General features: G+C 58.7%; 8 protein-coding genes. All 8 read left to right on the forward strand.

Annotation, left to right across the window (positions count from 1 at the left end; translation table 11 throughout):
* Positions 1 to 8: 8 nt before the first annotated feature.
* Complete coding sequence (locus ACL7TT_RS17785; RefSeq protein ID WP_413397420.1) at positions 9 to 12854, forward strand: isopeptide-forming domain-containing fimbrial protein; 12846 nt, start codon at positions 9 to 11, stop codon at positions 12852 to 12854.
* Entirely contained in the window at positions 12854 to 18049 is a 5196-nt protein-coding gene (locus ACL7TT_RS17790) for an OmpA family protein (RefSeq protein ID WP_413397422.1), read from the forward strand. The genes ACL7TT_RS17785 and ACL7TT_RS17790 overlap by 1 nt, the downstream gene beginning before the upstream one ends.
* 198 nt (positions 18050 to 18247) lie before the next feature.
* Complete coding sequence (locus tag ACL7TT_RS17795; RefSeq protein WP_413397424.1) at positions 18248 to 18592, forward strand: DUF5992 family protein; 345 nt, start codon at positions 18248 to 18250, stop codon at positions 18590 to 18592.
* An 859-nt stretch (positions 18593 to 19451) separates the two neighbouring features.
* On the forward strand, positions 19452 to 19859 hold the full coding sequence (locus ACL7TT_RS17800; RefSeq protein WP_413397426.1) for a hypothetical protein: 408 nt from the start codon (positions 19452 to 19454) through the stop codon (positions 19857 to 19859).
* A 413-nt stretch (positions 19860 to 20272) separates the two neighbouring features.
* A complete protein-coding gene (locus tag ACL7TT_RS17805) occupies positions 20273 to 21781 on the forward strand; it encodes a M4 family metallopeptidase (RefSeq protein ID WP_413397428.1) in 1509 nt (502 codons plus the stop codon).
* A 626-nt stretch (positions 21782 to 22407) separates the two neighbouring features.
* Positions 22408 to 23385, forward strand: a complete 978-nt coding sequence (locus ACL7TT_RS17810; RefSeq protein ID WP_413397430.1) for a chromate resistance protein ChrB domain-containing protein — start codon at positions 22408 to 22410, stop codon at positions 23383 to 23385.
* A gap of 40 nt (positions 23386 to 23425) precedes the next feature.
* Positions 23426 to 24097: a hypothetical protein gene (locus ACL7TT_RS17815; protein ID WP_413397432.1), complete on the forward strand. Its 672-nt coding sequence runs from the start codon at positions 23426 to 23428 to the stop codon at positions 24095 to 24097.
* 170 nt (positions 24098 to 24267) lie between these two features.
* Positions 24268 to 25313: hypothetical protein (locus ACL7TT_RS17820; RefSeq protein ID WP_413397434.1), on the forward strand; the 1046-nt coding region annotated here is incomplete at its 3' end.

The following is a 25313-nucleotide window of genomic DNA, read 5'->3' on the forward strand; positions in this document are numbered from 1 at the left end:
ATGGACAGGTGACGCTTGAAATCCGCGTGCCCGGTATCCGCAGTGGCGGTCAGGGTATCCAGCATATTGAAAACATCGTCGTCAGCGAAAACCTGGGTACCTCGCAGCTGGAATATATTCCCGGTTCCACCTCCGTGAGCGCCGGGGTGGTGCTGGGCGAGCCCACCATCAGCGGCACCGCCATTCGCTGGGATCGCACGGATCTGTCCGCGCTGGCCGCGCGCAATGAAGGCACCACCATGACCATCACCTTCGGTGTGCGCAGCCGGGTCAACCGGGAAGAGGAGCTGGTGGTCAACAACCGCACCCTGAACGCCAGTGCATCCTTCGACTACTGCAGCTATCCCACTACCACGGATACGGACAGGTTGGAGCTGGCTATCCGCGAGCCGCTGCCGTCCATGGACAAGCGCGGGCGGAATGTGGATGCAGCCCAGAGCAACTACACCAATAACGTCTACGGCAATATCCATGATGATGTTATCTGGCGTATCCGCATCTCGAACAGTGGCCTCGCGGCTATGCAGGATACGCGCTTCGATGATTTGATGACCAACCCGAATATGGACATCAACTATGCCTGCCCCAGTAACGCCGCCGCGCTCGCGGTTGCCAATAACAATGGCACCGATCCCGGCGGTACCGGCTGCATAGCGGCGGGCAATAACATCAATAATTTCGAACTGCGCGGCAACTTTGCCAGCGGACCCGGGCGTACCGATGTGCCGGCGGGAGGCAGTCGCGACATCTACCTGGTGGGCAAGGTGAACAGTTCCTGCAGCGACGGCACCAATCGGGTTTCGGATCTGCAGTGGGGCTGTGAAATCGATGCGGATACCGGTGTTGGTGGTATCTCCTCTCCAGCCACCGGAAGCGCGCCGGGCGCCGATACGGAGACACTGTTTGCCCGGGTGGCAACAGATCTCACCGTTACCCAGGCGATTACCGGTACCAACCTGAGCCAGCCACTGGGTTCCGCCGGCTTTGTCACTATTACCCTTAATAACCAGACGCGGGGATCGGTCAGGGATATCCAGTTTGTCAGCGACCTGCCCGATGAGTATGTGGTGGACCCCACCTATACGCCGCGGATCACCCGCCAGCGGCGGGGTATTGACGGCCACGGGGCCAATTACGGCGCAAACTACCCGGGCATGGCGGACACACTGCAGTGGCGTGTGGGGAGTAACTGGAATCAGTGGGACTCCAACCCGCTCAACAACAATCGCCCGGAGTTCCGTCTGCTGAGCAGTAGTGTGCACCCGCGCTATGCCGATCAGCGCAATATGATGCGCTTTGGGGATGAAATCCAGATCCGTTTTCGCATCGTCACCACCGAGCCGGACTTTTACGACAAGACCGCCGACCTGGATGTCGAGGAGGAGACGGCGGCCAATGGCCTGGACCCCGACAGCAATCTGCGCCTGGCCGACAATGTGCTCAGCATCGATTACGAGGATTTTTGTCCCGGCACCAATCCGCCCACGCAGATCGAGCGCCAGCCGGTCACACCGGACCCGGAAGATCTGGATATCAGCACCGTTTACCCTCTGTATATCGTGCGCGACAGCGGCACTTCGGAACTGACCGTGGACGTCACCAACAACGGCGGCCACGACGCGGACAATTACACGGTGTATGTCACCTTTGGCGAGGCCATGCGGGTGCTGTCCAATAACCGCGCCTGTACGGCTGTGGGCAATCCAAACCCCGGCACAGTGCCCGCACACCCGCTGTGGAACCAGCCGGATTACCTGCCCGCCTCCGCAACCGTGTATCGCTGTGGCAACCTCGGTGGTGTGATCGAACCGGGCACCACCGAGCGCATTTTATTCCAGGTGGAAAAAAATCACTCCGCCACCGATGACGATCTCACCTTTCGTGCGGATGTGGTGGGGGAGATTGCGCTGTCTGATGGCACTCCGCTGACCTTTCCCGAGCCGGCCACCCTGGCGCAGACAACCCCCAGCAAGCAGCTGGCCAACAACTATACCCTCGACGGTATGCGCGCGCGGGTGATGGGCTTCAATCTGCGCAAAGACCGCGCCGACGCCTGCAACGAGCTGACCGGCGAGGCCGCTTTCCCCAACAGCAGTGTCCTGATCGGCGAGGAGTGTCGCTTCGAAATCCAGGCCGGTGGCTGGTTTGGTTTTGACACGCCGGGATTTACCCTGATCGAAGTGCGCGATATCGATGTGCGCGACGACCTGCCGGACGGCCAGGGCTATATTGCCGATACACTGCTCAACTGTGCCGACGTCACCCTGCCGCACCCGGTCTCCCAGGCCAACTGTGTGGTGATTCCCGGCAGCGATATCGTCGAGAGCGGCGGCCTGAATATTCCCCTCAGCGAAACGGACCTGCTCTGGGATATCAGCGCCAGCATCAGCGCACGGGACCGCTGGTTTCTCTCGGATATGACCACCCGACTGTTGAATGATCCGGTGGACAGGGAGAACAGCGACCCCAACCAGCACGCCAACCCCAGCACCGATTATGGGCGGGCCCGGTTCACCGCGGTGTTCGATAGCGAAACCCTGGTGGTGGACAATTACAACACCAGCGGCATCCTGACCAATATCGACGGCGTGCCCACCACAGTGCCTGGCTTTCCGGATATCAGCGAGTGGTCGGAGTTCGTGACTGTTACCGAGCCCCGCATCGAGGTGGATAAAAAAGTCTGTAACGAAAACCTCTATGGCGCAGGGGTCAGCTGCAGCACTTTTGTCGACTTCACCAACGAGGGCCACCGGGACCAGACCTATATCTTCCGCCTGACCCTGACCAATCGCGCCGCCGACAGTGGCGTCAACCGCGCACCGGCCTACGATCTGGTGGTGACCGACACCCTGGATGCCAGCGGGCAGATGTGTGTGCAGCCGCTGGATAGCGACGGCCTGGACAATGACGGCGACGGCGCTGCGGAAACTGCCGCTGGCGATGACGGCCTGGTGGGCATCACCGCCGGCGCGAATGATTATGCCATCGCCACCCACTGCAGCGATGGCGGCACCCCGGCCACTGTCACCTTCACCTATGAGCACTCCTCCGCCCTGGAGCGCATCAACCCCGGCGACTCGGTGACCCTCTACTACCGGGTGAAACCCCATTTTTCCGTAGCGCCATTGCAGACATTTAACAACAGCTTCTTCGCCCGCTACGACAGCCTGCAGGGGGATTTCGGCAACCAGAGCGCGCCGCAGATCGACAGTGACGGGGATAACGATGGTGTCGGTGACGGCATCCCCGCCGCCGGGCGCGCGCGCCACTACCGGTCCGCGGATGCGGACGCGCAAATGCAGATTATCCCCGTGCAGGCGGAGCCGAAACAGGCGTTGGCGTTTTCCAACGGCGCTGCCAGTGGCACCAACCGTGATACCGCCGTGGTGGGTGAGGAAGTCCGCTACCGGCTCACCGCGAAAATACCCGCGGCCAAATTGCGCAATTTCGTTATTCGCGATGAGCTGCCGGCGGGCATGCGCTGTATCGAGGGGCAGACGGTCAATCTCGATGCGCCCCCCTATGACGCGGCGGGATTTATACCCGGTGGCACTGTGAGCGCGACCTGTACCAATACCGGTAGCACCGACTATGTGGCGTGGGACTTTGGCGATCAGGAAGTCACCATGGTGACTGGCAGCCTGTTTGATTTCCCGGTGGAATTTATCGCCCGCATCGACAACAGCAGCAATACCAATGACGGCGACCTGCTGCGCAATGGCGGCAGCTATACCACTGCCCAGTTGCGTTATGTGGACGAGGCGGGATCAACCGTGGTGGTGCCTTTCGATGCCCACGAGATCAGGGTGCAGGAGCCGCAGATCCGCTTGAGCAAGGCTTTTGCGGTCGCCGACAGCGACGCGGATGACATCCTGACCGTCACCGTAACAGCGGAAAATACCGGCACCGCGGCCGCCTATCACCTGCAGGTGCTGGACGATCTCACCGGTTCCAAGCTGATTTATGCGGGTAATATCGGCGGCGCCGACCCGCCCCAGAATGTGGATGTCACGACCCTCGGGGCCAATGCCCCGATTTTCAGCTGGAACCGCGGCCATGGGGATTACACCATCGCCACCGGCGAGAGCAGATCCTTTACCTTCGATGTCCGCGTCGGGCAGGGCGTAGAGCCCCACGAGATTCTGGACAACACCCTCCAGGCCCGCTGGCAGTCCCTGCCGGGCGCGGATGTGGCTTTAAACAGCAGCAATCACATTGGCCCCGATGGGGCGGGCGACGGTATGCGCATCGGTGTATTGCCCAACGCCGGCGATGCCATCAACGATTATGAAACCGCCGCCGGGGCCCAGACCCAAGTGCTGCCCCTGCAACTGGTCAAATCCGACCTCGAACCCACTGTCATTCCCACCATCGGTGCGCACAAACAGTTCCAATTGGAAATCCGTCTGCCGGAGGGCGTCAGCCGGGACCTGGTCATTGCCGACCAGCTGGGCAGCCCGGAAGGCTATGTGCTCAGTCACAATGCCGACTACGACATCACCTATGCGTTTGTGGGTATCGAGAGCATCAATGGCAGCGCGCCCGCCGAGGCAGCATTCAACAGCTTCCCCGCAGATAACACCGCCGGCAATGCCACCTGGAACGTTGGCACTGTCGATACCGCCAGTGAAAATGATACCGCCGGCAACGCACTGCAGCCGCTGATCCGCATCACCTATTTTGCCCGCGTCGACAATGACCTGGCCACCAATAGCGGCGACAGCCGCCAGAACGGCGCCGCGCTGAGTTACCGCAACGGCGAATCCGGGGCGACGGAAAGCCGCAATGACGATACGCCCCCAGTTACGGTGGTGGAGCCGCAGCTCGCAGTCAGTAAAACCGTGCGCAACGCCACCAACCCGGGCAATCTACCGGTGGGCGGCGATGTGCTGGAATATGTGATTACCGTCACCCACGACGCCGGCTCCAGCGCCACCGCATTCGATCTCAACCTGGTGGATACGCTGCCCCCAGAGCTGCGTTATGACAGCGGCTTTACCCCCACGGCAAGTATTGACGGCACCGCCGTTGCCGGCTTTGTGGCGACGCCGGCGGGGGCCCCCACCGGGCCCCTGGTGTGGGGCCGGGGCAATGGCGACAACAGCCTGGACCTGCCCCTGGGCCAGACGCTGGTGGTCACCTACCGCACCCAGGTGGCGGGGGTATTCGGCTCCCCCATCAGCAACAGTGTACTGCTGGACTGGACCTCCCTGGACAACAGCCACATCAACGATCTGGCCTACGAGCGTGACGGCGCCGGCTGCCCGGCCATTGCCGCACCGGATGATTACTGTGTGGGTCCGGCGGAGGCCAGTATCGATACGGTGGACAATACCAGTATTGCCAAAACCGTTATCGCGGACACGGATACCGCTTCCCCGGTGGGGACCCTGCGGATCGGCGACAGGGTTACCTATCGACTGACCCTCAACCTGCAGCCGGGCACCACGCCGGCGGTCACCGTGAGCGATGCGCTGCCGGCGGGGCTGGCGTTCGATGCCATTGTCAGTGTCAATGGCGATACCAGCGCCCCCTTTGATGCCAACCTGAATGGTTTTACCTATTCCGCCATCGCGCTTCCCACCGCGGGAGCCACCGGTACCGTTAGTTGGAACCTGGGGGATATCCGCAGCGATTTTGGCAACAGCAATCCCTTTGTGATCGAGTACACCGCCGAAGTGGTGGCGGGAGCCGGTATCGCCGCGCCCAGCGCGACTTTGACCAATACCGCCGTACTCAATTACACCGGCGCCGCCGCCAGTCTTCAGGACAGCGCCACTATCACGGTATTACAGCCGCTGATCGACGGCCTGACCAAAACCGATGCCACCTGGCCCAACTCCCACCTGAATGTGGACCCGGCCAACGACCTGATGCGGTTTACCCTGCACGCCTGCAACTCCGGGTTGGCGCCGGCCTACAACCTGTCCCTCACCGACGACCTGGCCACCCAGATGGACCAAGGTTCCATCGCCAATCTGCAGGTCACTGCCGGCGGCACATTGCTGACCCAGGGCAGCGACTACACCTATACCCCGCCGGCCAGTCGCGGCGACGCTATGGGGTTCAGCTTCCAGGCGCCCATCGCACCGGGGCTCTGCCTGGATATTGATTACGAGATCGGTTTTTACACCGATATCGGCGGCGGCGAAAACTGGATAAACACCTTTGCCGTCGACGAATTCTGGTCACTGCCGGCTAACACTGGCGAGCGGTATGCACCGGTTCCCCTCGGTACGCCTTACCCCATGGGCACTGTGGCCACTACGGTTACCGCGCCGCAGAAAACCTTGCAGACTGCCGCTACCGCCGCAGTGGGGGAGGAGGTGGTGTACCGCATCCAGGTGCCCGGCAGTGCCACCACGGCGGCCATTTACGATGTGGACATAACCGATGCCCTCGACCCCGCCCTGGAACTGGTGCAGCTGCGGGAGATCAACGGCCTTGCCTTTACGGATAACAGCAGCGGCAACAATATCGCCCTGGGCCTGGAACTGATTCCCGCCGGCACAGTGGCTGTGTTCGAACTGCGCGCCCGGGTCGCCAACAATGCCACCGCCCAGGCGGGCTACAGTGTCGACAACCGGGTCGCCTATACCTATGCCGTCAGCAGAGGGGGAGCGCCACAGGCCGGCGGCAGTGGCACTGCGCCCACTCTCACCATTGTGGAACCGGAGTTGTCCGCAACGGCAACTGTTGCCAACCGGACCAGTCCCGGCAGCGACCCGGATGCGGGCGATATTCTGCGCTTTACCCTCGATATCGCCGCCGCCAGCGATCCACAGAATGCCGATGCCTACGACCTTTCCATCCGCCAACAGCTGGCCCTGGGTCTCGCCTTTGTGCCGGGCAGTGCCGCCTTTGGTGGTGCCCCCCAGGCCGATCCCATCCTCAGCGGGGATGGTGTCGCCGCGGCGCAGTCACTGGCGTGGAACCGCAGCAACAGCGACCTGGATATCGCCGCCGGCGGCAGCAGCCAGCTGGTGTTCGACGTGGTGGTACTGGACAACGTACTCGCCTCAGCTTCCCTGTCCGCTGCGAGCCGTATCGAGTGGACCAGCCTGAATGAAGACAACAGCAGCCCCTATGAGCGCGACGGCGCCGACGGTGTCGGCGGCCTGAACGACTATGTGCTGGAAAATATTGCCGCACAGCTCACCGCCGCCAATAACAGTGCATTGAGCAAAACCCGTATCGATGACAGCTACGGCAGCGGCGATGCCCAGTTGCGTGTAGGCGACCTGGTGGACTATGAGTTGCGCCTGTCGCTGCCGGAAGGCAGCGCCCCCGGGGCGGCCATTGTAGATACTCTGCCCCGGGGCATGGTGTTCGAGGGCACACTCGCCGTCAACGGCGTGACCACAGCCCCCTTCGCCGCCACAGCGCCTTTTGTGCACGGGGATATCGCCGAGCCCGTCCAGAGCGGCGACCCCGCCACCGGGCCCACCACCCTGCGCTGGTCCATCCCGGACCTGCGCAACAGCGGTGACAACAATGCCGCCAACGATGTGTTTGTACTGCGCTACCGGGCGCGGGTGCTGAACCGGGATGTGCATCCCTGGCCCGCCGACAGTACCCCCCTGACCAATCGGGTGCAGTTCAGCTTCGACACCGCGACCGGCACTGAGACCCGCGTCGACAGTGACAGCCTGGATCTGCGCCAGCCGGAACTGGTGGTGGGCATCAGCTCCAGCCCCGCGGACGGCAGTACCCTCGCCGTGGGGGACAGCATCGATTACACCGTTACCCTGACCAACAACGGCTCGGCGCCGGCCTATGATCCGGTGTTCCGGGATAGTATCCCCGCCGGCCTGCGCCAGGGCGGTATTAATGTGCAGTCCATTCTGGTCAATGGCGCCGCGGCCCCGCTGCTCGCCCCCGGTTTCGACAGCGCCACCGGCGCGGCGGTGTGGGATTTCTCCGCCGGCACCGGCTACGCCATTCAACCGGGCCAGGCGCTGCAGATGGTGTATCGGGTACAGGCGGATGCCAACCTGGGCGCGGGCCTCAATCTGCAAAACGCCGCTTTCGTGGAGGTCTATTACTCCCTGGACGACGACAACCTGCCGTCTTTGGGCGCCACTGCGGTGAGCCAGGCCATGCGCGAGGACTATGGCCCCACCGCGCCGGTCAGTGTGCAGTTCAATACCCCCAATGCGGCGCCGCTGTCGATTGCCAACACCCAGTCCAGCGCGGCTATCGGCGAACCGTTCAATTACCGCATCACCATTCCGGAAACTCCGCAGCCCACCGCCCTGCACGATGTCAGCCTACTGATGGACCTGGGCGCCTCTGCCGCGGAACTGGAATTTGTCGGCGCCGCAAGGGTATCCGGCGGCAACCCGTTTACGCCGCAAAACACCGGATCGGCCACAGCACTGGTAATTGCCGATACCGGCGACGGTATCGATGTGCCGGCGGGGCAGCAGGTGGTGATGGATGTGACCCTGCGCCTGCGGGACAGCAATCCGCCCAATCTGGACGGCCTCACCTTCACCAATAGTGCCAGTTACCGCTACAACTACCACAATGACAACCCGGCCGCGGGGCAGGGCACCGGTGCCGGAAACACCACCCCGGCCATGAGGGTGGTGGAGCCCACCGCGATTACCCTCACCAAAAGCGGGCCCGCCAGCGTGCAGTCGGGCCTGCCGGGCCGCTTTACCCTGGACCTGCACAATATCGGCACAGGTCCCGCCTGGGATATGCGCGTGTCCGACAGGCTGCCGGACAACAGTCCCGGCGGCATGTGCGCGACCCCGCCGGATAACTTTGCCGCGCAGATTACCGACGGCGCGGGCAATGGGATTGCCACACTGGCCGAGGGCACCGATTTTGATGTCGCCTTCGACCCGGCCAGCTGCACCCTCAGCCTGACCACCCGGGGGGCAGCGGCGATGCTGGCCGCGGATCACCACCTGCTGCTGAGCTACGACGCCTATCTGGATGCGGATACCCGCGACGGCGATACCCTGACCAACATAGCCGGTGTGACAGGCTGGCACAGCTGGGACAGCACCATGCCGGAAGTGCGCCAGTACACGCGCCCGGCACCCACCGATGGCACCCCCGGCGTCCTCGACCATGAGGATGCCTTTACGGTCAGCGCCTCGGTGCCCAGGGTGACCTTCTATAAAACGGTGGAAAATATTACCCGTGGGGACAATCCAGCCAACCTGGCCAGCCCCGCGGAGGTTTTGCGCTATACACTCACCCTCGCCAACCTCAGCGGGGCCGCGGTCAGCGGTATTGCAATCACCGACGACCTCGGCCGCCTCAACAGCCTGCCCCTGTTCCGTTCGGGTTCACTGCAACTGATCTCGGTGCCGGCGGGCGCTGACAGCAGCGGCACCAGTGCCACCGGTGGTACCCATGGCAGCGGTCTGCTGCAGGTGAACAGCCTGGACCTGGCGGCGGCGGGCAGCGCCGGTGACAGCCTCCAACTGGTCTACCAGGTAACCCTGGCAGATGTGATCGACAGTGGCACCCAGGTGCTCAACCAGGCCCAGGTGCAGCTGCCCGGCCAGTTGCTGCGGGACAGTGACGACCCCAATATCAACGGCGTCGACGACCCCGACCTGGCCGGGGATGAAGACCCCACCCGGGTGGTGATCGAGTCGGGGCCGCTGCTGCTGGTGCACAAAACCTCGGCGGACTTAACCGGCGACTCGGACCTGCTGATGGTGGGGGATACCCTGCGCTACACCTTGCGGGTGGAAAATACCGGCAACGAAAACAGTGTCGATGCGCTGCTGCGTGACCAGGTGCCCGCCAACACCACCTATGTCGCCGGCTCCACCACTATGAACGGCACAGCGCTTGCGGATGTTGGGGGCGCTTCGCCCCTCGTCGCCGGCCTGCAGATCAACACCGCCGGCGAGGCAGCCGGCCTTATCCTCGCCGCGGCCAGTGGCGCGACGGCGGCGGTGATTACCTTTGATGTCACCATCAACGACGTCAGCGACGGCACCATTATCTCCAACCAGGGTTTTTTGAATGGCGAAGGCGCGGGCAGCGGTCCCTTCGCGGAAGTGCCCTCCGACGACCCCGACACCAGTGTGCCCAATGACCCCACCATCGATATTGTGGGCGATGTGCCATTGCTGGTCGCCCACAAGACCGTGGCCATTGCCGTGGACAACCTGTCCCCCGGGATAGTGGACCCCGGCGACGTGCTCCGCTACACCATTGCCATTCGCAATACCGGCGGCGTCGATGCCACCCGGGTGACACTCAGGGACCAGGTGCCCGCCAATACCACTTATGTGGCCGGCAGTACCCGCCTCAACGGTATCGCCGTGGCCGACAGCGGCGGCGCACCGCTGGAATCCGGGCTGCCGGTTTCCTCCGCCGACCTGACGCCGCCACTGCCAGCGGCGGACGGCGGCGTGATCACTGCCGCCCGCAGCGCCACAGTGACCTTCGAGGTGACGGTCGATAGCGGCACCGCCACCGGTACCGTGATCAGCAACCAGGGCAGTGTCACTGCAGCGGAACCGCCTTTGACCCTCACCGATGCGGACGGCAACCCCGCCAATGGCGCCCAGCCCACCCAGGTGGTGGTGGGCGATGCGCAGCTGCTGTCCATCGTCAAGGAAGTGACGGTGGTGGGCGGCGGTGCCGCCGAGGCCGGCGCGATACTGGAATATCGGGTGACCATTGCCAATATCGGTGCCGTGCCGGCGACCCGGGTGCGCATCAGCGACGACCTGGCCACTGCCGGCGACGGCGTTCTCAGTTACGTTGTAAATTCCGCCACGCTCAACGGCCGGGTTGACGGCATCAGTGTGAGCGGCACGGTGATCAGTGCGGATTACGCCGCGGTTTACGGCGACCTTCCCCCGGGCCAAAGTGCCAGCCTGCGCTTTCAGGCCAGGCTCTCGGACAGCCTGGTCATCGGCTACCGGGTGCTCAACACCGCCGAGGTACAGTGGAACAATCCCGCCTCCAGCAACCGGGCCAGTGTCGCCATCGATGTGGGCGGCACCCCGGGTATCGCCAATCTGGCCGGCTATCTGTGGCACGACGTGAATTTCAATAGTCGAGCGGATGCGGACGAGCGTCTGCTGTTGAACTGGAGTGTGGATCTCTATTTCAATGACGCCCTGCTGGAGACGGTGCAGAGCGATGACAGCGGTTATTTCCAGTTTCGCGGGCTGGCGCCCAACGGCGCCGCCGGTCCCGGCTATGAGATACGCTACCGGGCCCCGGATGCCGGGGAGAACACCGCCTCCCTGGGCAATACCAGTTCCAACTTCACCAATGGCCCGCAGCGCATTGGGGATATAGTGGCCGGGTCCGGCGCCAATCCGCAAAACCTCAACCTGCCCATCACCCCCAATGGTGTGATCTACAACTCGGTGCTGCGCCAGCCCATCGCCGGCGCCACCCTGACCCTGCTGCGCGCCAGTTCCGGTCAGGCGCTGCCGGATCGCTGTTTCGACGACGACAGGCAGCAGGGCCAGGTGACCCGCGCGGGCGGCTACTACAAATTCGACATCAACTTCAGCGATGCCGCCTGTCCGGCGCGGACGGATTACCTGATTCGGGTGAACATGGCCGATGACAACTATGTGGGTGGCGAATCCCTGATCATCCCCGCGCAGACCCATGGCAAAACCGCCGGTTTCGACGTGGGCGCCTGCCTCGGCAGCAGCGCCGACCGGATACCGGGCACCACGGATCATTGCGAGGTGCAGCTGTCCGCCCAGCTTCCGCCGCTGGATGTGGCGGCCCGCGATGCGGCCACCGATTACTACCTGCGCCTGGCCCTGGACGACGACCGGATTCCGGGGGAGAGCCAGTTGTTCAACAACCATATTCCCATGGACCCCCAGCTGGAGGGCGCGCTCTCCATTACCAAAACCGCCGCACTGCTGAACGTGACCCGCAGCCAGCTGGTGCCCTACACCATTACCTTCGGCAACACCCTGTCGATACCGCTCACCGACCTGCAGCTGGTGGATTTCTTCCCCGCCGGCTTCAAGTATGTGGCCGGCTCGGCGCGCCTGGACGGCGAGCCGGTGGAGCCGGTGGAGCCGGTGATGAACGGCCTGCAGCTGATCTGGCCGGACCTGCGCGTGGAGGCCGAGCAGACCCGCGAACTGAAACTGCTGCTGGTGGTGGGCTCCGGTGTGGGGGAAGGCAAATATATCAACCGCGCGCGCCTGTTCAACCAGCTCTCCGGGCAGCTTGCCTCCGGCGAGGCCTCCGCCACGGTGCGCGTGGTGCCGGACCCCACCTTCGACTGCACCGACGTGATCGGCAAGGTATTCGACGATAAAAACAGGAACGGCTACCAGGATGCCGGCGAGGGTGGCCTGGCCGGCGCGCGGGTGGTGAGCGCCACCGGCCTCAATGCCACCGCCGATGCCCACGGGCGCTTCCACATCACCTGCGCGGTGGTGCCCAATGCCGACCGCGGTTCCAATTTCGTGCTCAAGCTCGACGACCGCAGCCTGCCCAGCGGCTATCGCCTCACCACGGAAAACCCGCGGGTGATGCGGGCCACCCGGGGCAAGATGGTGAAGTTTAACTTCGGTGCCAGCCTGCACCGGGTGGTGCGCCTGGATATGGCCGAGGCGGTGTTCGAGCCGGACAGCACCGACTTGCGCCCCCAGTGGCGGTCCCGTATCGACCTGCTGCTGGAAAAACTCAGCGAGGCGCCCTCCGTATTGCGCCTGTCCTACCTGGCGGAAAATGAGGCCCCGGACCTGGTGGAAGCGCGTTTGCAGGCCATCAAGGCGGAGATCGCCGCTGCCTGGGCGCGCGCGCATGGGGATTACGAACTGACGATTGAAACTGAAGTCTTCTGGCGGCGCGGTGCGCCGCCCGGTAAGGGGGGGTTGCAGTGATGTCCTCTGCAATAGGCAATAAAACCGCCAGGTCCGGGGTGTTCAGTAGCTTCAAAGCCTGCGCCCGCACGGGTCCACACCACTGTCTCGCCAGTGTTGTCGCCCTCGCCCTGGCCCTGTCCCTGCCGGCTCAGGGCCGCGCCGCGGACGCGCAATCCCAGCCGGAGGAGTCCAGCTGGTGGCAGTTGTGGCAGAAAATTCCCGGCCTGGCGCCGGAGGTGGAGGAGCCAGAGGCCGCATTCGAGGAAAAACCCATCGGCAGCAACACCGAAGGCATGTTGCTGCGGGCCCCCGAGCACCAGTGGCTGCAGGATGCCACCAGCTTTATTGCCGCCGCCGACCCCGTCGTGGTGGAGGACTTTATCCAGCCGCTGACCTTTACCGGGGTTGAGGATAGGCTTGCCGACGGTGCCGTGGCATCACTGCGGGAAAAACTGCGCGAGCTGGGTCCACAGCCCAACTTCAAGCTGCACTTTATCGGCCACACGGACGCCGACCCCCTGGATCCGGCACTGGTGGCACAATACCAGAGCAAGGAGGCATTGACCCTGGCCCGGGCCCGCTTTGTGGCGGACTATTTCCAGCGCGCCCTGGCACTGCCCGGGCAGAGGATTGCGGTTGAGGGCCGCGGTGATGGGGAGCCGGTCGCCGATAACATCACCACCGCGGGGCGGCAACTGAACCGCCGCGTCCAGGTGCTGGCCACCTATGACGCCCTGGATGAGGAAGCCATGGCCGAACGCGCCCGCGCCCAGGCGCTGGCATTGAACCGCGTCCAGGTTTGCCGCCAGGAAACCGTGTGCAGGCTCAGTTACACCGCCGGCAGCGAGCAGCGCGCGCGCTTGAAAAACCTGCTGACTCCCCTGCGCCTGGCGCCGGGGCAGTTGGACCTGCCCGACAGCTTTGTGCGCCGCCTGCGCGAGGTGCGCGCCAACCTGGCGGACAAGCACAACCTGGTGATGCACTTTGTCGGCCATACGGACGGGGCTCCACTGCCGGAGGGTCCTGCGCAGCGCTACCGGGACGCCGCGGCGCTATCCCTGGCGGAGGCCCGCCGGGTGGCTCTGGCGGTGCGCGACAGCCTGGGATTGCCCGATAGTGCCGTCACCTACAGCGGCAAGGGCGCCAGCCAGCCCATCGCCGCCAACGACACCCCCAAGGGGCGCGCCCTCAATCGCCGTGTGGCAGTGGAATTCTGGTACGACGACCCCCTGGAGATTCAGACCGACGGTGTGCAGGCCTGCCCCGAAGCGGCGGCCGCGGAAACCATCACCATCGCCCACGAATCCCCCTCCGGGCCACTGCCACCTATCCGCTTTCGCGATGGCGACCCGGAGATTACCGCAACCCAGTTGCAGCGGATGCGCAGTGTCATGGCCGAGGTGGCCAGCAAAGCCAATGTGCGCCTGAGCTTTATCGGTTACAGCGACAACCAGCGCATGGAGCGTCGCGAGGCCATGGTGTATGGCGATGATGTCGGCCTGTCCCGCGCCCGCGCCCGCCGCGCCATGGCGCAGGTACAGGAGCAGCTCGGGCTCGACGACGCCCAGGTAGAATTCGAAGGGCGCGGCTATGTGCAGTCCGACGATGTGGTGCGCGACGGTTTTGTGCAACTGGACGACGCGCGGGTGGAAGTACAGGTGCTCTACGATGAGCTGGCCGTGCTGGCCGACAGCGACCGCCTGGCAATAGAGCGCATCAACCGCGAGGCCCTGGCCAACAATCCCTATGCCCTCAACCTGATGCGCATCACCGTGGATGGCAGCCCGGAATATGACCCCTACAAAAACTCCGCCGACCTGCAGCGCTGTACCGACGTGGCCCTGGACCATGCCAATATCCAGTTCCGTTTCGACAACAAGACCATGCAGCCGCGCCTCAATGTCACCGCCTGGCCCAACAGCATCCGCTACGCGGACAATCCGGATACCGAAATGGCGGATAACCGGGTCCAGTTCCGCAGCTATACCAACTATCCGTCCTTTATCGAGCGGGCCGAAGTGCGCCTGTTCGAGGCGGACCAGTCCCCCCGCGATACCCCTGTCGCCGTGGTGCCCCTGGACAGCAATGGACGCGGGGCCTGGCAGGCGGAGTTCAGCGCTTTTCAGGCGCCGCTGAAAAAACTGCACTACCTGCTGCGGGTATACGACCAACAGGGCCGCTACGACGAAACCGACGCACAGACACTGTGGCTGGTGGACACCATCGAAGCCCTCGCAGAAGCGGTGGATGTGGGTCGGGAACTGCTGGTGGGCTACGGCGAAAACCGCCTCGCCCGGCGCAATATCCCCTTGGACGGCAACAGCGTGCTGGTCAACGGCGCCCAGGTGCCACCGGGCCACAGTGTCTGGCTGGCGGGCAACCCGGTACCGGTCAATCCCCGGGGGGAGTTTGTTGCCGAACAGATATTCGCGCCGGGTACCCACACGGTGGAAGTGGCGGTCCTGGATGGGGGCGGCAATGGCGAACTGTTCTTGCGCGATCTGGAATTTGCCCGCAGCGACTGGTTTACCGTGGGGATTGCCGACCTCACCATCGGCTATGACAAAACCAATGGCCCGGCGGCACTGGTCACCGGCGATGAAACCCACTATGACAATGCCGTCAGCTATGACGGGCGCCTGGCGTTTTACACCAGCGGCGGTTTCGGCGAAGGCTGGCGTCTCGCCGCCAGTGCCGATACCGAAGAGGGGCCGGTGGACGACCTGTTTTCAAACTTTATGGAAAAATCCCCCGATGCGCTGTTTCGCCGCCTGGACAGCGATCTCTACTACCCCACCTTCGGCGACGATGCCACCGTGGTGGAGGACGCGCCCACCTCCGGCAAATTTTATCTGAAACTGTCCAGGTACGATGACTATGGCCTCTGGGGCAATTTCAAGGCCACCTATGCCGATAACGAACTGGCACAGATCGACCGCGCCCTCTACGGTGCCAACGGTCACTTTGAAAGCGATGGTGTGACCAGCTTTGGGGAAAAGCGCCTGCAGGTGGATGCCTTTGGCGCCGAGCCCGGTACCGTCGCCGGCCGCGACGAATATCGCGGCACCGGCGGTTCCCTGTATTTTCTCCGCCACCAGGATATTCTGAGCAGCTCCGAGCGGCTGCGTATCGAAGTGCGGGACAAGGATTCCGACCTGGTGCTGGGGGTGAAAAACCTCTCCCCGGTGATCGATTACGATATCGACTACCTCCAGGGGCGGGTGCTGCTGAACAAGCCCCTGTCCGCCCTCGCCAACGACAACCTGCTGATCCAGGACGGCTCCTACAACGGCAACCCCCAGTACCTGGTGGCCCGCTACGAATACACCCCCGGTTTCGAGGAAATCGATACCCTGGCCTTTGGTGGCCGCGCCCACTACTGGTTGGGGGACAGCGTCAAGCTGGGTATCAGTGGCACCCGGCAGGACGAAGAGGGCAACGAGAGTGTCCTGCAGGGATTCGATCTCACCCTGCGCAAAAGCGCCGGCAGCTGGCTGAAAGTCGAAGTGGCGGACAGCACAGGGGGCAACCTGGACAGTACCAGTTCCCTGGACGGTGGTTTCAGCTTTGACAACGGGCAGACCTTCGATCCCGAAGCCAGTGCGGGCGCGACCAAACTGGAGGGCAGCCTGCAACTGGGCGACCTGTTCGAAAGCCTGCCCGGTTCCGCCAACTTCTATCACCAGGAGCGCCAAGCCGGCTTCTCCGGCCCCGGCCAGTTTGTACAGGGCGACACACTGCAATACGGGGCCGGTGTCAATCTGCCCCTGGGCGAGCGCTTTGATATGGGCCTCAAGGCCGACAGCAGGGAAGAGGAGTTCGGGTTGCAAACCCGAGCCCTGGACCTGGCCCTGGGCTACCGCCTCAACGACCGCTGGCGCCTGAGCTCCGGGGTGCGCAGGGACCGCCGCGAGGACTTCTCCACCGCGGTTCCCGCCACCCAGACCCAGGGGGAGCGTACCGATATGGCGGTGGAGGCGCGCTACGATTCCGGAACAGACTGGAGCGCTTTCGGCTTTGTGCAAAACACCCTGGAAGTAACCGGCAGCCGCGAGGACAACAATCGCGTCGGTATCGGTGGCGCCTACCGGGTCAGCGAACGCCTGGCCCTGGACAGCGAGGTATCCGGCGGCGATACCGGCATGGCGGCGCGCCTGGGGTCCGATTTTCTGGTCAGTGACAGAACCAGTCTCTACCTGAATTACACCCTGGATAACGAGCGCAGTGATACCGGTGTGCGGGCGCGCAAGGGCAATATGAGCACCGGCTTTCGCAGCCGCTACTCCGACAGCCTCAGCATTTACGGCGAGGAGCGCTACAGCCACGGCGATGTATCCACCGGCCTGACCCATGCCCTGGGGGTGGACCTGGCCCCCAGCGACCGCTGGACCTACGGCACCACCCTGGAGGCGGGCACCCTGGAAGATCCGCGCACCGGTGCCAAAACCCAGCGCAACGCACTGGGCTTCAACATGGGCTACAGCCTGGAGACAGTCCGCCTCGCCGCCGCAGTGGAGTACCGCACCGACGCCATGGAAACCGCACTGGATGAAACCACCGTGACGGAATCCCAGCGGGACACCTGGCTGCTGAAAAACACCCTCAGCTATCAGTTCAATCCCGACTGGCGCCTAGTGGGAAAACTCAATTACTCCGACAGCCGCAGTTCCCGGGGGGAGTTCTACGATGGCAGGTTTACCGAAGCGGTGATGGGCTACGCCTACCGCCCGGTGCATCACGACCGCCTCAACACCCTGCTGAAGTACACCTACTTCTACAATGTGCCGACCCGGGACCAGGTCACGGTGCAGAACACCTCCGCGGAGTTTATCCAGAAAAGCCATATTTTCTCCGTGGACGCCAGCTACGACCTCACCCGCCGCTGGACCCTGGGGGGCAAGTACGCCTACCGCCTCGGCCAGCTCAGTCTCGACAGGCAGGACCCGGAGTTCTTCGACAGCCGTGCCAGCCTGTATGTGCTGCGCGCCGACTGGCACTTCGTGAACCGCTGGGATCTGCTGATCGAAGGGCGCCTGTTGGACCTGCCCGATGCCCAGGACAGCCGAAGCGGTGCCCTCGTCGGTTTGTACCGGCACCTGGGGGAGCAATTGAAACTGGGGGTTGGCTATAACTTTACCGACTTCTCCGATGACCTCACCCAGCTGGATTACGACAGCCAGGGGGTGTTTGTGAATATGATCGGGAAGTGGTGATGGCGGGGTATGACAAAAATAGGACCACAAGTTGAACGGGCTCTTTATCTAACCACCGATAGATAAAAACACTTGACTTTCGTGCAATTGTATTTTTACATATAATACTGGGAAGTAATGACTTATCATCGCATCCTACTAAATTCATTTCGGTTGTTTATATACAATAAACTGAAGCCCTATTTCAAAAGTAATTACATGATGAAAAGAAAACTACTACTGGTTTGTACTTTATTCTCAATGGAAGTATTGGCATCATCAGGTTATATTGCCAATGGTGTGGAAATAATATCTGTGGCCAATACTGGAGCAAATGCCAAGTCTTTTACTGTAAAGACGACTAATGGTAGTGGTCTATGTAGTGGAGAGACAATTACTTTTCCGCTCTCTTTGGCGGGTAACGCAGGAAATAATGAAGGTATTCATAATCGGGCTTATAGTGCGGCTTTAATGGCATTAAGTACAGGAAAGCTAGTCTCTATATTTAGTTACGATGATGCTTCTGTTTGTAATCGGGCTGCTTATATTGAAATTTTCAAATAAAGTGTTTTTAGATACTTGTAAGGGGTATAGGAAGCCCATGTTGAGGCTGTTTATACCAATTAACCTGTATACTGTTGGCGTGAAATGAATGAAGAACTTGAAAATAACGTCTGGATTATTCAGTAAAAATAATTTTTTCTGACCTTTTTCATTCATCAGAGTAGCTCCTTTCCGATTTTGTACATTTTAAGATGCTATCCAAACTCTCAGTCGGTGAGTTTTTGGGGGCACTGCGGGTTTCACCAACTTGCTAGGTGTTATCCGTATTCACTTTGGCACCTTTCCTACTATAATTCTTCATCTTTTTCCATAATTCTCTGCCTTATTTACCATCATCTCAACTTTGGCTAATATGGCGAATTGTGGCCAAATCAGACCGTATGATTGCTGGTATCCTCGCCTACCCTTGATTTGCCGATAGGTTGTGAGCTTATTTGGATGGGCCTGTGCGACCTGAGTAAACTTTGACAGCTTTTGAATCAAAAGAGAAAGGATCAACTTGAATGTTGATCATATTCTTTTCCTAAGCTGTGTAGAATAACTGAACTGATATGTTCTGTCTGGACCAGGGATTCATACGTATTTAGCTATCAAACTATCGGACGAAAAAATTGACAATGCTGTGAAACAAACTTGGGAAAAGTATTTTACAATTTTGATTGTCTTGCTTTTAGTGGTGTCCTGAAAGGATGTTTGTTTGAATACAAAACGAGTCGGATTTATCCCAAATGACTTGTTGGAATTGTGTCACAAATCACAAATTAATTGACGCAAAATATCACGCAGGAATTGTTCTTTAAGGATTTTTCTGGAAGGTACCTGCTATGGTGTGTTTTCTTTTTTTAAAAGGGAATTTATGATGGCAGTTAAGCGTAAATGTTTGGTAATAACAGCGGTCGTATTTTTGGTTGTCAACCCGTTGTTGGCTCTGGCTGGTACTTTGTTGACAAGTATCGAGCTGAAAAATAATACCTCATCGGATAAAACATTGATTGATGGAACCAATACCACTGGTATTGTTACCCCATTGTTTCCAAGTCCTGCACTTGCGAATAGTACCACTTTCCATACCTCTATCTCAAATGGTCTGGCTGACGCGGGTGTTTTGACCTATCAATCCTGCAGGTTCAACTGGTCGGTTATTACGCTTGGAGCCGCCTACACATTTTCAATTGGTGCTGAACCCTCATCACGGTGCAGCTCTGAAGTTCTGGTGCAAAATGTCTTTACCGGGGAATATCAAATAAGATTTAATATTGACGGTTGAGCCTCTGTTCCGCCCCAATTTTTGGGGCGGGTTGATGTTGTATTCTGGAAGATCCCTTTACCCCAATTTTACAGTTTCATTGCTGAATAGCTATTAGTTGGCAAGCTCTAGAGGAAATCAGACTATTCGTTGAAAATAGGCTGAAAAAAGGAAGGGTGCTTCAAATAGGTGGTAATGATAATTCATACCAATTAAAGTTCTAGATATTTCCTGATTCTATACAATAAAGAATATTTAAATGTAATGTCTCGGTTTTGGATTGGTTTGTATTGTCTGGCAAGTGCAGATGTGTGACGTGCTATTTGTGTTGGAAATCAAAACCAGAGTTGATTAACAATATATTCTCCAATTATCGAGTCTTTACCTGTCGCCTGAAAAGATCAGCCAGATATCTGTGGATAAGGAATAAAACAATGAGAATGCAGTTACTAGGTGCTATTTGTATCCTGATTATCGCCACTGGCGCTCAAGCCGCAGGTCGAGTTCCGGTAACTCCGGAAATACTCAAAGCGCAAGACTCAGCAAGAATAGCTTCTGATATGACATTTGATATTGTGCGCTCGCGGGTTCTTCCCAATGGCAAACGCATTACCCGGCTGCGGCAAACCCATTGGGGAATCCCGATTTGGGGGCAAACAGTTACTCGTTCAGGAGAGGGCTCAGGTGCGCAACTGTACGGTGATATCGTAACCGGATTACATCTTGAGCTGCCCAAGGTACAGCCTGAGATCAAGCCAGAGCAAGCGCTGGAACGGGCGATGACTCGATCCACTAACCTGCGTATGCAACAAAATCCCCTTTCAAACGCACTCCCGGTTTCAGCACTCAAACTGCTGTCCCGGAACCAGAGCCAGGAGCTCTATATTTACATTGACTATCTTAACAGGGCGCGTCTCTCTTATCTGGTCAACTGGGTTGAGTATGGCGATCAAATATCACGACCATTCTACTTTATTGACGCACTTAGTGGTGAAGTTTTAGAGCACTGGGAAGGCATAAACCATCTGGAGGCTACTGGGCCAGGCGGGAATGAGAAAACAGGACAGTATCTCTATGGCATCGACTTTCCGTCTCTCCAGGTGGACAATGACTGCAGGATGGATACCACCAATGTTGAAACTGTCAATATGGAGCACAAGCGGGAGGGGGGTACGGTTTTTCAGTTTACCTGTCCGAATAATACCTACAAAGCGATTAACGGCGCTTACTCGCCATTAAATGATGCCCATTTTTTTGGGAATGTCATATCCAATATGTATACTGATTGGTACGGTATTGCCCCTCTGACACATAAAATGCGATTACAGGTGCATTATGGTGAGGATTATGTCGGTGCTAACTGGGATGGTACCCAGATGAACTTTGGCGACGGGGCCTTCGTTACCTACCCGCTGGTTAGCCTTGATGTGATTGCCCATGAAGTTGCGCACGGATTCACTGAACAGAACTCGCATCTAAGCATCTGGAATCAGCCGGGGGGTATTAATGAATCTTTTTCAGATATCGCTGGTGAAGCTGCCGAGTTTTATCTGCACGGCAGTAATGACTGGCTTGTTGGTCAAGAAATTACCAGAAATGAATATTGGGGAAGAGACGCAATACGGTATTTTCAAGATCCTACCTTAGATGATTACTCCATTGGCCATGCCTCCGATTACCAGGAGGGCTTTGACCCCCATGGCAGTTCTGGGGTGTTTAATCGGGCTTTTTACCTGATGGCGAACAGCAGTGGCTGGGATACCCGGCATGCTTTTGATCTCTTTGTGTTAGCCAATCAGATGTACTGGAATACAGATTCCAGTTTTATTGAAGGTGCCTGTGGTGTTTTATTTGCAGCCAATGACCTTGGCTATGACGCGGCAGTGGTTGTTAATGCCTTCGATATCGTAGGCGTTCCCACCGCGAGTTGTGCCAGTAATTAGCCGTTGCCAGAAAATAGCAAATTGATCTTCCGGTTGTAAGTCAGTAGGTTACTTTACAAGTTTCATCGAAGTGTATTTGGTAAAAAATGCACCTTGTTCGTTCTGAGCAGGGTGCTTCATTGGTCATTACCGGCTTCATATTGTCCGCCTGGCATTGCTCTGTTATATGTAGTGAAAACTGACATAAGCATTCAGGAAAATACAGCATCAAACTTACTTTTTTAGTTTATTATCCCGCCAAACGAGGATGGAAACTACGTGCCTCTGGCAGTCACAACTGATGTCACTGTGCTTTGGGTTGTCGTCTACCGGTTTCAGAAATCACCCTGCAGATTAATCTCGCCCCGTCGTGTATGAACAATGCAATTAAATTATCCCGGTAGGGTGGATTAAAAAAAGAGATGACTAAATGGTGTAGTTGAATAAATTTGGCTGTACCAAAAATTCTTTTTTTATAGATTGTCTAATAAAATATTCTCGAACTATTCGATATTTTCAACAATCTGTAAAGATCAAGGTCTCAAAAACTTCTCGTTTGCATTGCTGTAGTTCAATGACTGTGATAGAAACGCTATCACCGTCTTTTTTACGATAGGTAATTGCCAGAACACAAAAGGAGTTTGTAGTTGGCTAGCATCTCTCGTGTATCTGTAGCTCTGTTTTTTCTGTGTTTAACAGCCTGTACCCCGTCGGAGCGAAATAACCCCCAGCGTTTTGTCACCGAATACGGGCTGGGGCCCGACAAGTGGGCCACGGCCTGGCTGCTTACGCGGCATGTGGACACCAATGGGTCTTTGGTGGTTGTAGAGCAGGGCGCAAGCTTACCTGCCGGCATTGCATTTGATACGCCCGTCTCTGAACTTCGCCGAATAGAGCATCGTACGGCTTTTGAGGTAACTCGGGATACCTACGGGATAGGTAACCCGGTTGTCCAGGATTTGGTGGGTATTGTGCATGATATTGAAGTCAATTTCTGGGGGGCGGATAAAACCCGGGAAGCTCAGGTTGTGGAATCCGCATTCAGGGACCTGCAGAAACGATATGGCAGAGATCGTGTGCCTGCGGAGTGTTATCTCACGTTTTTTGACCGAGTCTCTTCTGCCTTGGCGCAGAGTCAGGCCGCGGGGGCCCCGATACAGCAGGGGGGCTTAACGGTGACCTGTGATAGAGACGCCCAGTCCACCCTGGTATCCGCCGCGGCTGCCGTGCGAGAAATGCCGATTGCTGAGCTTCTCGGTGAAATGCAGCGGGGGAAAAACGTTGTCTTTGTGGATGTGCGGGAGGCTGCGGAATTTGCAGAGGCCCATATCCCACATGCGCTCAACATCCCCCTGCGCGAGCTTGATGATCAGGCCATAGCACAGCTGCAGGCGGCGGATTATGTTGTCAGTTACTGTGTCAAGGATTTTAGGGGATTTGAAATGGCAAAAGCGCTGGCCCAGGCGGGCATTCAGCGCTCTGTGATTTTAAAGCCCTATGGGATTAAAGGCTGGGTTGCACAGGGCCTGCCCACAGTGGGTTCCCGGGCGTTGAGCCAGGAACAGGCTTTACGGCAGTTTGATCGTTGTATCTCCCAAGGCCAGTGCTCCGGTTTTGGTACTTAGCGCGTTTTTGAAAAGTGGGTATGCTCGGGATCAGGGCCAAATGAAAAGCACAGTCACAAGCATTTTCCTGGCACTTATCGCCATCGTCGCCATGGCAATCCCTCTGTTTGCATGGTGGACCTCAGTGGGCAATCCGGCGGACTATTTTGTTGGTTACTCACCGCCGGGGCAGAAATTATATATTTTTTCCAAGCTGGCCGGATTGATGGCGATCTGTGTATTTTGGCTTCAGTGTTTGCTGGCACTGACCAAGCGGCTGGCCGGCCCGGCCTACAGGGCAGCGTGGAGTAGCAGGTCTCATCGGTTACTTGGCATTGTGACCTTCTCCCTCGCCTTTCTGCACGTCGCACTTTTCTTTGCAGCAGCGTCAGTACGGGCAGGCAAGCCCGCCTGGGGGCTGTTTTTGCCGAATTTCACCCAGGGCTATTTTAATCAATCGGTGAGTTTGGGATTGATCGCGTTTGGGGTGTTGTGTGTCGGCTTCTTTGCCGGGTGGAAACTGGCATCGGGCAGGGGGAGATGGCGGATTGGGCACTACCTCTGGATCATCGTGTTTCCACTGGTGTTTCTGCACGCTACAGCCATTGGGACGGAATCGCAGATGTCATTAATGTTGTATTTCCTGGTGTCGATGTTCGCCACATTGCTGGTTATTGGTGTGGCCAGGTTCAGGGGGCTGTTCACACTCAACCAGAAAGGCAGTGCCTGGTAAAAAGCCCGATTTTGATCACAGGCGCTCTTGACTGGAGGCTGTGTGTTTGCCGGGGAAATTCGCTCCAACACTGCAATTCATCGGAGTGGTTTTGGGAAGCTCAACTGTCCTGATTGATTGTTAAAGGGCGGAATCACAGGGTTTAAGACATGCTACAGGGTAGAGTAAAAATGGTTAAACGGAACTTTCACGCTGGGGTTTTGGGCTCGTACCTCAGCACCTGCCTACCCGTGTTGCTTTGGGGACTCCTCGCGTTACTGCCGCTTAGCAGCCGTGCGGAGGTACTGCTGTATCCGGTATCGGAAAGGGTCTATACCCCCCAGCTGTATATTGCGGGGCTTGCGGAACAGCCCAATGCCACAGTTGCTATCGAGATCAATGGTTCGCTTGTCACCCAAACCACAAGCAATGCAACAGGAGACTTTGCACTGGTGATTGCCCTGACCTCCGGTGAAAACCAGATTCGTGCGATGCACAACAGTGATACGAGCAATGCTTCAGAAATGCTGAGCGTTGAATATGTGCTCAGCGCTGGTAGAAACGTTGCAGGAGGGCAGCTGGCGCTTGCTGCCAATCACTCTGCGCCGGTACTGGATGCACCCGTTGCCGATACCGAAGAGAATCCGATTACCTTGACAGGCACGGCAGAGCCGGGATCCGTTGTCAGTTTTTTTGTGAATGGCAGGGTAACCAGGACGATCCCTGTCGATGCCAGCGGTGTTTTCTCTGCCTGGGTGCCGTTGGAGGATGGCGCCAATGTGATTTATGCGCTTTCTGAAACGGAAAACAGCCAAAGCCCCCCCTCCAATAGTGTCACCACTACCTATACCAATACCCTTACACGAGAATGGGCGGGGGAGATCCCCGGTACGCTGGTGTGGACAAAGGGGGATGGTTCGCCTTATACCCTGACAGGTAACCTGAATGTGGCCGTGAACACCACACTGTGGATTCAGCCGGGCGTGAACATTGTTGCGGATGGAAACCGCAAGCTGACGGTGTCTGGTCACTTGCAGGTGGCTGGGATGGCAGCCGATCCGGTCAAATTCATATCCGCTACAGCGGCTTGCGATGGTATCAATACCAAGCGGCAGGACTGGTCGGGTATCGAAATTGTTGCCGGGGCCACGGCGAGTATCGCATACGCCGAAGTGCATTGTGCCAGCAAGGGTATCTATTTTAATGGCGGCGATGGTTCGCTGCGCCATTCACAGTT

It is taken from the genome of Microbulbifer jejuensis (assembly GCF_047289955.1).
Lineage (GTDB): Bacteria > Pseudomonadota > Gammaproteobacteria > Pseudomonadales > Cellvibrionaceae > Microbulbifer.